Origin of the sequence: Sphingomonas sp. C3-2, assembly GCF_033025475.1 — a bacterium.
GTDB lineage: Bacteria > Pseudomonadota > Alphaproteobacteria > Sphingomonadales > Sphingomonadaceae > Sphingobium_A.
On record NZ_CP130322.1, the window covers coordinates 462353 to 475267 of the forward strand.

At 63.3% G+C, this 12915-nt stretch carries 10 protein-coding genes; 4 read left to right on the plus strand and 6 right to left on the minus strand.

The window, feature by feature from the left end:
• Positions 1–88: 88 nt before the first annotated feature.
• On the minus strand, positions 89–3301 hold the full coding sequence (locus QYC26_RS02115) for an amidohydrolase family protein (RefSeq protein WP_317513754.1): 3213 nt from the start codon (positions 3299–3301) through the stop codon (positions 89–91).
• Between the two features lie 272 nt (positions 3302–3573).
• On the opposite strand from QYC26_RS02115, the gene QYC26_RS02120 reads away from it, so the two are divergent.
• Positions 3574–4545, plus strand: a complete 972-nt coding sequence (locus tag QYC26_RS02120; RefSeq protein WP_317513755.1) for a 2OG-Fe(II) oxygenase — start codon at positions 3574–3576, stop codon at positions 4543–4545.
• Between the two features lie 73 nt (positions 4546–4618).
• Here QYC26_RS02120 and ahcY read toward each other — a convergent pair whose 3' ends face one another.
• The 3 genes from ahcY to QYC26_RS02135 all read right to left on the minus strand — a co-directional run bounded on the left by ahcY (position 4619) and on the right by QYC26_RS02135 (position 7176).
• Positions 4619–6028 carry an adenosylhomocysteinase gene (gene ahcY, locus QYC26_RS02125; RefSeq protein WP_317513756.1) on the minus strand — a complete coding sequence of 470 codons (1410 nt, stop codon included), beginning with the start codon at positions 6026–6028 and terminating at the stop codon, positions 4619–4621.
• 128 nt (positions 6029–6156) lie between these two features.
• Complete coding sequence (locus tag QYC26_RS02130) at positions 6157–6600, minus strand: GNAT family N-acetyltransferase (RefSeq protein ID WP_317513757.1); 444 nt, start codon at positions 6598–6600, stop codon at positions 6157–6159.
• 15 nt (positions 6601–6615) lie between these two features.
• Positions 6616–7176 (minus strand): YqgE/AlgH family protein, encoded by a 561-nt coding sequence (locus QYC26_RS02135; protein ID WP_317513758.1) that lies wholly within the window; start codon positions 7174–7176, stop codon positions 6616–6618.
• Between the two features lie 152 nt (positions 7177–7328).
• Between QYC26_RS02135 and QYC26_RS02140 the strand changes: the two genes are divergently transcribed.
• From QYC26_RS02140 to QYC26_RS02150, 3 genes are all read left to right on the plus strand, one after another.
• Positions 7329–7811 (plus strand): peroxiredoxin, encoded by a 483-nt coding sequence (locus tag QYC26_RS02140; protein ID WP_317513759.1) that lies wholly within the window; start codon positions 7329–7331, stop codon positions 7809–7811.
• Positions 7812–7925: 114 nt separating this feature from the next.
• On the plus strand, positions 7926–8249 hold the full coding sequence (locus QYC26_RS02145) for a hypothetical protein (RefSeq protein ID WP_317513760.1): 324 nt from the start codon (positions 7926–7928) through the stop codon (positions 8247–8249).
• 74 nt (positions 8250–8323) lie between these two features.
• A complete protein-coding gene (locus tag QYC26_RS02150) occupies positions 8324–9766 on the plus strand; it encodes an AMP nucleosidase (RefSeq protein WP_317513761.1) in 1443 nt (480 codons plus the stop codon).
• Here the strand turns inward: QYC26_RS02150 and QYC26_RS02155 are convergent.
• Positions 9763–10959, minus strand: a complete 1197-nt coding sequence (locus QYC26_RS02155) for a GGDEF domain-containing protein (RefSeq protein ID WP_317513762.1) — start codon at positions 10957–10959, stop codon at positions 9763–9765. The two genes, QYC26_RS02150 and QYC26_RS02155, sit on opposite strands and share 4 nt — an antisense overlap.
• A 75-nt stretch (positions 10960–11034) precedes the next feature.
• The gene (locus QYC26_RS02160; RefSeq protein WP_317513763.1) at positions 11035–12867 is read right to left on the minus strand and encodes a M2 family metallopeptidase; all 1833 of its coding nucleotides are present in this window, start codon (positions 12865–12867) and stop codon (positions 11035–11037) included.
• Between the last annotated feature and the right edge of the window lie 48 nt (positions 12868–12915).

Sequence of the window (12915 nt, forward strand, 5' to 3'; positions counted from 1 at the left end):
GTCGTGGATCAGGCCGATGCATGTTCCAAGTCCTTAGACGAACGCCGGGGCGGAGCAAGCCTGTCGGCCCACCCCGCCCCCGGCCTTCCTATTCCCAATAATAGGGCTTGCGGCGGCGGGTGCCGGTCACTTCCTCGTTCAATGTCGCCGCGTCGTAAAGACGCCCGCCAAGCATGACCTTCGAGACCTTGTCCGAATTGCGGATATCCTGCGTCGGATCGGCATCGAGAATAACCAGATCGGCGAGCTTGCCGGGTTCAAGCGATCCGATCTGGCTATCATAACCAAGCGAGCGCGCCGCCTCGATCGTGCCCGCGCGCAGTGCCTGAACCGGGCTCATCCCGCCGCGCACAAAGGACCAGAGTTCCCAATGCGCGGCGATGCCGGGTTCCTGCCCATGGCCACCGATGGCGACGGGTACGCCGCGTTCGGCCAGCTTCTTTGCCTCGCGCGCATTATCGTCATCGACATAATCGCTCTCGGGCGCCTTGACGCGGCGGACATTGGCCGCTTGCAGGATGGTTGCCGGTTCATGCTTCTGGAGCAGCGGATGCGTCCAGACATCGGTCGCCTGCCGCCAATAGGGATCGCCCGCCGGGCCGCCATAGGTGACGACCAAGGTCGGCGTGTAGCCCGTCGTCGACCCGGCGAAATAATCGATGACGTCCTTGTAGAGGACGGCCTGCGGGAAATTATGCTCAAGCGTGGTGTTGCCATCGGCGATATGGCCGACATCCATCGCGAAGAGCGACCCGCCCTCGGCCACGACGCGCATCCCCTCCTCGCGCGCGGCGGCCACGATCTGCTGGCGCTGTTCGCGGCGGGGCTGGTTATAGTTCTTCACGCTGTGCGCGCCCTGCGCCTTGAGGCGGCGCAGATGCGCCCGGGCATCGTCCAGACTATCGATCTGCGCATAGACGCCGGGCGCCTTGGCGCCGTAGATCACCTCCCCGGTCGAAAAGGTGCGCGGCCCGGTGACGAGCCCGGCGCGCTGCATTTCGGAGAAAGGAAAGACGGTTGCCGCGCTGCTCGACGGATCGTGCGTCGTCGTGATGCCGAGCGCGAGATTGACCATCGCGGACCAGTTCTGCTCGGGCGTGAAATCGTCGACGCCGTAAGCCCCGTGCGCGTGCGCATCGACCAGCCCGGGCATGATCGTCTTGCCGGTGACGTCGAGCGTCTTCGCGCCTGCCGGGATTGCGACGCTACCCTGCGGGCCGACCGCGACGATGCGTTCGCGGTCGATGACGATGGTGCCATTGTCGATGACGCCGCCCTTCTCATCCCCCATGGTGACGACGCGCGCGCCGGTGAGCGCGACGATGCCCGTGGGTCGATCCGCCGGAACTGTCATCGCCAGCGAAACGCCTGCGCGCGGCGGATCGAACTTGGCCGGTTTACCGTCTGCGGCGGGCGGCGCCGATGCGAAAACGGCATCGGTGGCGACGCTATAGAGAGTGGGGCCGAGGCTGTAGTGCAGCCGCGTGCCGTTGCCGCTCCAGCTGAGATAATCGGCACCGTCACGGCTGACGCGGGCGACCGGCATCGCGCTGGCCTTTGCCCCCGTGCCCAGTTCCTGCGTGCCGGGGAGCAGCGGCATCAGATAGGCTTCGTAATTCTCGCGGAAGGCGAAATATTCGCCGCTGGGCGCCACGTCATAGGCGGTGACGAGTTCGCCCGACGCATGGACGCGCCGTGCCTCGCCGTTCAAATCGGTGCTGACCAGTCGCTTCTTGCCATCAGCGGAATCGACCATGAACAGCCGGTCGTTCGATGCGCCAAACTGCGGATCGCTACCACTGCGCGCGACGCGCACCGGCGCGCCGCCCGAGGCCGCCACGCGAAAGATGCCCTGCCCGCCCGGCGCGTTGGGCGCGACGAGATAGCCGCCCTCGCGCGCTTCGAACACGATGGTGCGGCCATCGGGCGAGAAGCGCGGGCGCGCATAGTGCCCCGACACGTTGGTGACCGCGCGGGCCGAACCGCCCGAGGGCGTGATCGTCCGGATCGTCCCCCGCCCCTTGTCGGTCCAGCCGACATAGACGATCTGCTTTCCATCGCGCGACCATGCGGGATAGGCCTCTCGCTCGGCATCGGAGCGCGTGAGGCGACGGGCAGCGCCGCCCGACAGATCCTTGATCCAGATCCGACCCAATGTTTCGAACGCGACCTGCCGGCCATCGGGTGACACCGAGGCATAGCGCGGCATCGAAGTAGTGACGTTTTCCGACCAGATGGTGACCGGTGGGCGCGGTGCCTCCACCGCGCCGCGGCTGTCCTTCACATGGAAGGGAATGTCGCGCACCGCGCCGCTCGCCAGATCGATCCGGTTGATCTTGCCGCCTGCCCAGAAGACGAGCGTGCGCGAATCCGGGGTCCAGCCCATGTTCGGATAGACGCCGTGGACCGCCCAGGTTTCCTGTACGTCCTGATCGAGCGTGTCATGGATCCGGCGTTCCTCGCCGGTCTGCAAATTCTTGACGTAAAGTTTCGAGCGGGTCTGTTCGCGGCGGACAAAGGCGAGCCATTTGCCGTCGGGCGATGGCTGAGGTCGCACCGCGCCGCCGGGGCCGGACACGATCGTCTCCACCTCCCCCGTTTCAAGATCATAGCGCTCGATCGCGAACAGCTGGTTGTTCGAATCCTGCGCATATTCGAAGATCGGGCCGGGCGTGGTGTTGCGCGCGAAATAGACATGCTTGCCACCGGGCGCATAGACCGGTTCGCCCAGTTCCTTTTGATGTTGTTCATTGGGTTTCTTGACCAGCGGCACGCCGCCACCGCCCGAGACGTGATAGACCCAGACCTCACCCGTGCCGAGCGAACGGCCGGTGGTGAAATGCTTGCGCGCGACGATGAAGCGGCCATCGGGGCTCCAGCTCGGCTGGGTAAGGAGACGGAAATCCTCCTTGGTCACCTGCCGCTTGTCGGAGCCATCACGGTCCATCACCCAGATATTCTCGCCGCCGCCGCGATCGGAGGTGAAGGCGATCCGCCCACCATCGGGCGAGAAACGCGGTTGCATGTCAAGCGAGAGCCCCTCGGCAATGCGCCGGGGCGTGCCGCCCGCAATATCCATGGTGTAGATATCACCCAGCAGATCGAAGGCGATTGTCCGGCCATCGGGGCTGACATCGACATTCATCCATGTGCCTTCGGTCACGTCGATCGGAACCTGACGGATGGTCGCGCCCTGAGGCGAGTCGACATTCCATTTGTCGGCAGCGCCCCCCATGCCATCGGCGGCCACAGCCGGGGCCGCCAGCGCAAGCGCCAGCACGGTCGTCAGTTGAAAACGCATTTACTTCCCCCAACCGGTTCGGGGGACTTTGCACGCATATGGCGTAAAGCCCCCGTCAAACCGGCAAACTCACAAGGAAAAGCAGGCGACGCAAGCCTTGTTTGCACGAATGTCAAAATGCCCTGCTGTGACAGCTCCGCAACACAGCTTTGGTAAAAAACAGGCCGTGCTCCATTGCCATTGCACGCGCTCGTTTCTGGCAGGAAATTCACGGAGCCACTGCCGCAAAAGGGGATTGGTTGTGACCGCGCTCCCCGGGAGATGACCGGCCGATGAACGCACCGCTTTCCATGGGAGAACGCGCCAGCGCGCTGGCGGCCCATGGCATGGTACGCGATGCCCTGAAGCTGCTTGAACGCGGCGCCCTGGCGGGGGACCCAGATGCCTGTTTCACCATCGGATTATGGTGCCTGGCGGGCACCCATGTGCACCGCGACCTGACGGCGGCGCGCAACTGGTTCGGCAAGGCGGGGCAATATGGCCATCCGCTGGGCCGCACGGTGCACACCGCGTTCCTGGCCAATGGCACGGGTGGCGCCCGGCAATGGGCGCAGGCGATCGGCCAGTTGCGTGTTGATGCCCGCCAAGACAGCGCCGCCGCCCGCCAATTGGCGCTGATCGGGCAAATGGTGCTGGATGCAGACGGAGGCCCTGCCCCGATCAGTGCTCCCCACGCATATTCGCAAAACCCGGAAATCAGCCTGTTCAAGGGTTTTCTGAGCCGCGCCGAATGCGATTATCTGATCGACACGGCAGACCCGCTATTTCGCCCGGCCGATATCGTCGATCCGGGATCGGGGCGGGCGATGCGCAATCCGATCCGCACATCCGACAGCGCGGCTTTTCCGCTCGCCAATGAAAATCCGGCAATCCATGCGATCAACCGCCGCATTGCCGCCGCCAGCGCAACCGATGTGGAGCAAGGCGAACCGCTCCAGATCCTGCGCTATGCGCCAGGCCAGCAATATCGATCGCATCTCGATGCGCTGCCCGGAACCGGCAACCAGCGGTTGTTCACCTTCCTCATCTATCTCAACACCGATTATGAGGGCGGGCAGACGAATTTCGTCGAGGCGGGGCTGCGCATTCGTGGCCAGCGCGGCGATGCCATCTTGTTTCGCAACGCGCTGCCCGACGGCACGCCCGATCCGATGACACGCCATGCCGGACTGCCCGTGCAGCGCGGGACCAAATATCTGGCGTCGCGCTGGATACGCCAGCGATCGCTGAGCCTGACGCGCTGAACGACGTGGCTGGGGGCCTGCGACGGCCCCATGAAGAAAGGGCCTCCGCGATGGGAGGCCCTTTGCATGCTGATCAGTAGCGGTAGTGATCGGGCTTGAACGGCCCTTCCACCGGAACGCCGATATAATCGGCCTGCTTCTGATTGAGCTTGGTGAGCTTCACGCCCAGCTTTTCGAGGTGGAGCATCGCGACCTTTTCGTCGAGATGCTTGGGCAGAACATAGACTTCGTTCTGGTAGTTCCCCGAGTTCGCCCAGAGTTCGATCTGCGCGATCGTCTGGTTGGTGAACGACGACGACATCACGAAGCTGGGATGACCGGTAGCGTTGCCAAGGTTCACGAGGCGGCCCTTCGAGAGGACGATGATCTTCTTGCCGTCGGAGAATTCGACTTCGTCGACCTGCGGCTTGATCTCGGTCCACTTGTAGTTCGAGAGCGCGGCGATCTGGATCTCGCTGTCGAAGTGGCCGATGTTGCACACGATCGCCATGTTCTTCATCGCCTTCATGTGATCGGCGGTGATGACGTCAGCATTGCCGGTGGCGGTGACGAAGATGTCGGCGCGCGTCACGGCGTCTTCCATCGTCACGACTTCATAGCCTTCCATCGCGGCCTGAAGCGCGCAAATGGGATCGATTTCGGTGACGAGCACGCGTGCGCCGCCATTGCGGAGCGACGCGGCCGAGCCCTTGCCCACATCGCCGAAGCCAGCGACGCAGGCGACCTTGCCGGCGAGCATGACGTCGGTTGCGCGGCGGATCGCGTCGACGAGCGATTCCTTGCAGCCATAGAGGTTGTCGAACTTCGACTTGGTGACCGAGTCATTGACGTTGATCGCCGGGAAGGGAAGCTGGCCCTTCTTGGCAAGCGCATAGAGACGGTGCACACCGGTGGTGGTTTCTTCCGAAACGCCCTTGATGGTTTTCACGGTCTCGGTGAGGTAGCCGGGCTTTGCCGCGACGAACGCCTTGAGCGCGCGCTGGAATTCGACTTCTTCCTCATTTTCCGGCTCGGGCAGCGCTTCGCCTGCCTCGATGCGCGCGCCCCAGAGCGCGAACATGGTGGCATCGCCGCCATCGTCGAGGATCATGTTGCAGGTTTTGTCACCCCAATCGAAGATGCGGCCGACATAATCCCAATATTCCGCAAGGCTTTCGCCCTTCACCGCGAACACCGGAACGCCCGATGCCGCGATGGCGGCGGCTGCGTGATCCTGCGTCGAATAGATGTTGCAGGTTGCCCAGCGCACATCTGCACCAAGCGCGGTGAGCGTTTCGATGAGAACTGCAGTCTGAATGGTCATGTGCAGCGAACCGGTGATGCGCGCGCCCTTGAGCGGCTGTGCGGCACCATATTCGCTGCGCAGCGCCATCAGGCCGGGCATTTCGGTTTCGGCGATGTCGATTTCCTTGCGGCCGAAGGCGGCAAGGCCGATGTCGCTGATGACATAATCATTGGTGTCTACGACAGGTGCGGTGGCCACAATATGTCTCCTGATGGCTGTCCGGTTCAGGCCGCGCGCAAGCGGGCCAATTGGGTTGCGAAATAGCGGCGCGCCACCGTGATGGCAAATATAAAGATCTCTTTATATGGTTTTTACGGAGGGGCCGTTCAGAGGCTGAAGCTGTACTCCGTAAACGCCGTATCGCGCTTCCAGCCGGCGCCTTCGTACAGCGCCTGCGCGGCATGATTGTCGACCGCCGTGGAGAGTGAGAGCCTGATCGCGCCGGCGGCGCGCGCATGGCAGCAGGCCGCATCGAGCAGAGCGGTAGCGATCCCCTGCCCCCGCCCCTCGGGCACGACGAAAAGATCGTTGAGGATGACGATCGGCGCCATCGAGACCGACGAGAAACTGGGATAAAGCTGGGTGAACCCAAGCGCCTGATCGCCACCCCGCGCGAGCAGGATCACCGATTGCTGACGTGCCATACGCTCGGCCAGAAAGGCCTTGGCACCATCCCTGTCGGACGGCTGACCATAAAAGCAGCGATAGGCGTCGAACAACGACGCCACGTCGGGAAGGTCGGCGGGCTGCGCCCGGACGATGCGCACCATATTCGACATGCCCCTTCAGGCCTGGCCGCTGACCGGCGCGAGCAGGCTGCTGTCGATACCGGCTTCGGCAAAGGCGCGTTCCCAGCGCTGGCGCGGCGCGACATCGAACAACAGCTGATCGCTGACCGGCGTGACGAACCAGCCATGGCGGGTCATTTCGGTTTCAAGCTGCCCCGGCCCCCAGCCGGCATAGCCCAGCGCGGCAATCCATTGCCCCGGCCCCGAGCCCGCGGCGATCGCGCGCAGCACATCGATGGTGCCCGACAAGACCCAGCGATCCCCCACGTGCAGACTGTCCTGCCCGCCCCAATCGGGGCTGTGCAGCACAAAACCACGCTGCGGTTCGACCGGGCCGCCCATCAGGATCGGGCAATCGGGCGCGACGCCGGGATCGATATCGAACTGACGCAGCAATTCATGAAAGCCGATCCCCTCTGCGACATGGCCGATGCCAATGCCGAGCGCCCCCGCTTCGTCATGCGCGCACATCGCAATAACGGCATGTTCGAAACGGCTGTCGCCGATACCCGGAAGCGCCAGAAGCATCTGGCCGGTGAGGAAAGCAGGAAGATTCATGCAATGAATATAAGCCGGTCAGCCCACGGATAAAACCGCAGTTTTCCAAGCCATGCCGCTGGCGGCAACCGGATCGACCCATTATATGGCGCAGATTATACGAGCACAGGCCGGCCATGTCGGTGGGCGCACTTCAGCCAAGGAGAATCCGAATGACGATCAAGCAGGGCGACGCCCTTCCCGAAGCGACCTTCACCAAGCCCGGCGAACAGGGCCCGGAAAGCGTTTCGACCGCCGATTTCTTCAAGGGCCGCAAGGTTGCGCTGTTCTCGGTTCCCGGCGCGTTCACGCCGACCTGCTCCGCCAAGCACCTGCCCAGCTATATCGAAAAGGAAGCCGAACTGAAGGCCAAGGGCGTCGACGAGATAGCCTGCACCGCCGTGAACGATGCGTTCGTGATGGGCGCGTGGAGCAAGGCCGCTGGCGCCGATGGCAAGGTGACCATGCTGGCGGACGGCAATGGCGATTTCGTGAAGGCGATCGACCTCGTGCTCGACGGTTCGAAATTCGGCATGGGTACGCGCGGTCAGCGTTTTTCGATCCTCGTCAATGACGGCGTTGTCGAGCAGTTGAACGTCGAGGCCCCGGGCGAATATAAGGTGAGCTCGGCCGAACATATGCTGACCCAGCTCTGATTTTCGCCGCTTCGCGCGACGCAGGCCGGGCACCGCCCGTCGCGTCGCGCGGAACGGAATACATGCCCCCCCGTTGATTTGGTGACTATGACACCAGCAACGGGAGAGCATATCATGGTTACGTCCACGCCCGGCCACATCGTCCATTTCGACACGCACGCATCCCCCGCACCAACCTCTATGGAGCAGATGCGCGACAAGGGCCGGTCCTATTTCGACAGCACGGTGACGGCGGCGCAGGAGCACCCCTGGGCAGCGGCGGCGATTGGCGCCGGCGTTGTGGCTACGCTGGCGGCGACAGCTTATGGCGCCACCCGACTGGCGCGGCATTACAGCCATGCCGAGAGCGACGATATCGCGCGGACGCCGTTCATGGACGACGTTAGCGGCGACGATCTTGAGGAGAGCATCCCCTCCGCACACAGCAGCGTGATGTGACCTTCACGCCGCGCTTGGAGAGAAAGCATCCGGGGGACTTGAAAGCGTCATCGACGCTCGGATAGTCCCTTTGGATGACCAAAGCAGAATCGATCGTAAACGAGCTGGATGCGCTCTACCGCAGCTCGGTCGAGCGGCTCCGTACCGCTCTCAGCGCCTTTATCAACCACGGCGAACGCCCCCATCCCGGCCTGCGCCAGCACGGGGCCTTCGCCTATCCTGAAATCCGCCTCACCCACCGAGGCCCCGGCGATGCGCCGATGCCGCTCCGATCCTATGGCCGGCTGGTGACGCCCGGCGAATATGCGATCAGCGTGACACGCCCGGCGATGTTCGCCGACTATCTGACCGAACAGCTGCAGATGCTGATCGACGCGCACGATGTCGATGTGAAGGCGGTTCCTGGCACGCAGGAAATTCCCTTTCCCTATGTGATCGAGGCGGGGCACGATCTTGACCTCGACAAGGTCAACATCGTCGAGCTTGCGCGCTGGTTCCCGGCGACCGAACTGGCCGATATTGGCGACGAGATCGCCGACGGGCTGTTCGTCGACACGCCCGACGAGCCGCGTCCGCTGGCACTGTTTGACGGGCTGCGCACCGATTTTTCGCTGGCGCGGCTGCGCCATTATACCGGCACCCCGCCCGAGCATGTCCAGCGCTTCATCCTGTTCACCAACTATCACCGCTATGTCGATGAATTTGTGAGCTGGGCGTGCAGCCAGCTGGGCGGCGACAATGGCTATACCGCGCTTTCGGGGGCTGGCGGCGTTTATGTAACGTCGGAGACCGTGGACCCCGAACGCGTGATCGCCGACAGCGCATGGCGCCGGCACCAGATGCCCGCCTATCACCTGATCGCGCCGAACCGGATGGGCATCAGCGTCGTCAATATCGGCGTCGGCCCGTCAAACGCCAAGACGATCACCGATCACCTGGCGGTCGTCCGCCCCGAGGCCTGGCTGATGATCGGCCATTGCGGCGGGCTGCGCCCGAGCCAGCGGATCGGTGATTATGTGCTGGCGCACGCCTATCTGCGCGACGACCATGTTCTGGACGACGCGCTGCCGCCTGAAATCCCCATTCCGCCGATCGCCGAGGTGCAGCAGGCACTGGCCCGCGCCGCACAGACGGTTTCGGGCGAGGATGAGGAAACGCTGAAATACCGGCTGCGCACGGGCACGATCGTCACCACCGACGACCGCAACTGGGAACTGCGCTATTCGCGGTCGGCGCTGCGCTTTTCACAATCGCGCGCGGTGGGGATCGACATGGAATCGGCGACGATCGCGGGACAGGGTTATCGCTTCCGTGTCCCCTACGGGACGTTGCTGTGCGTTTCGGACAAGCCGCTGCACGGCGAACTGAAACTGCCCGGACAGGCCAACCGCTTCTATGAACGCGCGATCAGCGAGCATATGCGGATCGGCATCGAGGCGTGCAACGAGCTGCGCCGCGAAGGCGCCAAGCTGCATAGCCGCAAGCTCCGCGCGTTCAACGAACCGCCCTTCCGTTAACCCCCCGTCCCCGTAGGCGCGACCGCCAGCACCAGCGGTTGCGCCACGGTGGTACGGTTACGCCCGCCGATCTTGGAATCGTAAAGCGCAAGATCGGCGCGGCGAAGCATGTCGCTGAAGCACGTATCGCCGGGCTGAAAGCCGGTGACGCCGAAACTGGCGGACAGCGTCAGCCCCGGATATTCCGGCAGTTCGAGCCCCACCAGCGTCGCGCGAATGCGCTCCACAGTCGCCATTGCCTGCTTTTCCGTGGCGTCGACCAGGATGATGCAGAATTCGTCTCCACCGAGACGCGCGAACATATCCTCTTCGCGCACGACGCCCTGCACATGCGCGGCGAAGGCCGCGAGCGCTTGATCGCCGGCAAGATGGCCGAAGCGATCGTTGATCGACTTGAACCGATCAATGTCCCCGATCACGAGCGCAAGCGGACGCCCGCGACGACGCGCGGAGGCGAGTGCGGAGGTTGCCGCCTGCTCGAGCCCGCGCCGGTTGAGCACGCCGGTGAGCGAATCGCGCGTGGCAAGATGACGCACGCTTTCGGCGAGATCGCCGGCAAGCAGGAAGAGCGCGGCGATACCTGTGCCGATAACGATGGGGGGGACACCGATGATCATGACCGTGCGGACCGTGGCGGCGACGCCATTGGCACCCGATGGGCCCGAGCTGAGCGACAGGGTGGTCAGCAAAATCTGGAACAGGGCAAAGACCGTCAGCATCACGAGCAGCCCGATTTCGGGGGGGCTGGGGCGCCGATTTGCCGGATAAAGCGATTTGATCGCGATCAGGAACATGATGGCGATATAGAGGTTCGTCACCCCCACGCGCAGGCCGTAATGCGGAAACAGCGTATAGGCGCTCGTGATGAGCGCACCGGTGAAACCCGCGCTCGCGATCAGGCGCCCATAATGCTCGGGAAGCCCGGCGCGCTGGCGACAGCCGATCAGCACCAGCGAACTGGACGTAATCGCGAGCATGCTGGCAACCACCAGCGGAACCGGATGCCCCTTGAACACCATGTTGCCGGTGGCGTTGATCGCCCATTGCAGCATGCCGCACCCATAAGCCAGCGCCCAACTGAGCGCATAGGGACGGCGGCCGAAATGCATCCATGCCAGCAGCATTGCGATGCACAGGATCGCACTGGTGAAGGTGAGCACGGTGAAGGTGACCGCGACGGCGCTGAGCATCATGACGATGCCAGCCCATCGCGATCGGCCAATATCGGCCGTTTCGTTACGTCACCCCCCATGTGCCCCCGACCTAGATCACCAACCGCATTGTTTGCCCTTATTCTGATCCTTTAACCATGTCATGAGCGGCTGGAAGTAAGAAATCATTGCCGAACCATCGATTTCCCTTGTGCCGGTGAAGGCTTCAAGCGCGTCGGGCCAGGGCTTGGACGCGCCCATTTCGAGCATCGCGTTGAGCTTCGCACCAACCTCTTTGTTGCCGTAGAAGGAGCAGCGATGGAGCGGCCCCTTCCAGCCCGACTGCTCGCAAGCCGCCTTGTAGAACTGGAACTGAAGGATGCGCGCAAGGAAATAGCGCGTGTACGGCGTGTTGCCCGGGATGTGATATTTCCCGCCCGCGTCGAAATTCGCCTCGCTGCGATCAACCGGCGGGACGATGCCCTGATATTGCAGGCGCAGATCGGTCCATGCCTTGTTGTAGTGATTGGCCGGAATCTGGCCGCTGAATACGCCCCAGCGCCATTTGTCGACGAGCAGGCCGAAGGGCAGGAAGGCAACCTTGTCCATCGCCTGACGCAGCAGCAGGCCGAGATCCTTGTCTTCGGACGGAACCTCGTTCTGCTTGAGCAGGCCGATCTGGACCAGATAATCGGGCGTGATCGACAGCGCGACGAAATCGCCGATCGCCTCGTGGAAGCCGTCATTCGCGCCGTTGAGGTAGAGGAAGGGCTGCTTGTTATAGGCACGCTGGTAATAATTGTGGCCAAGTTCGTGGTGGATCGTGACGAAATCGTCCGAATTCACCTTGGTGCACATCTTGATGCGGATATCGTCCTTGTTGTCGATATCCCATGCCGAGGCGTGGCAGACCACTTCACGGTCAGCCGGCTTGACGATCTGCGAGCGTTTCCAGAAGGTTTCGGGCAGCGGCGTGAAACCGAGCGAGCTGTAGAAGCCCTCCCCGATCTTCACCATCTTCACCGGATCGTCACCGCGACGCTTGAGCAGTTCACCGATATCGAAGCCGACATCGCCTGCCCCCTTGGGCGCGACGACATCATAGATGTTGCCCCATTCCTGCGCCCACATATTGCCGAGCAGATCGGCGCGGATCGCCCCCGATTTGGGCTGGACGGCATCGCCATATTTCTCGTTCAGCTTGGTGCGGGTGTAGCAATGCAGTTCGTCATAGAGCGGCTTCACCTGCGCCCAGAGCTTGTCGGTCAGCTTGGCGAAATCGTCTGCGGGCATGTCATAGCCCGAGCGCCACATCGCGCCGACATCCTTATAGCCAAGCTCCTGCGCGCCCTTGTTCGCGATCTCGACCATGCGGGTATAGTCCTGCCGCATCGGCGCGCCGACATTGTCGTGCCAGCTGGCCCACATTTCCTTGAGCTGGGCGGGATTGCGGCTGGTGCCCATTTCGGCCTCGATGTCCGAGCCGCCGATCGGCTTGCCGTCGAGCGTGCCGCGGCCCTTGCCATAGGCCGAGTTGAGGCGCGTCGCGATTTCGTTGAGTTCGGTCGCGGCGCCCGCCGTCGTCGGCGCAGGCAGCACGATGCCGCCGCGCAGGATATCGAGCTTGCGCACCGTATCGGCGGACAGCCCCGGCACCTTCTGGAACTTGGCGGCCTCAAGCGCGAGGCGCACCGACTTCTCGGTACCTTCCGCGCCGCTCTTGGCGGCAAGCGCATCGGTATCGTCAGTGATATAGGTGGCGTTGACCCAGGCTACGCGCGACGCATCGACCGCATAGTCGAACAGTTCCTTTTCAGCCGCGGCGATAAATGCATCCGCGTCAGCGGCGGTGAGCGCCTTGGCAGGGCGGGTATCCGCCTTCTGGGCATAAAGCGGTGCGGCGCTGGCGAGCAAGGTGCCCAGCGCAAGCGCGGAAAGAGCCGATTTCATATGTGGGTATCCCCAAAGTCTGTTTGCTTGTTGGGGCGCAGACTGAAC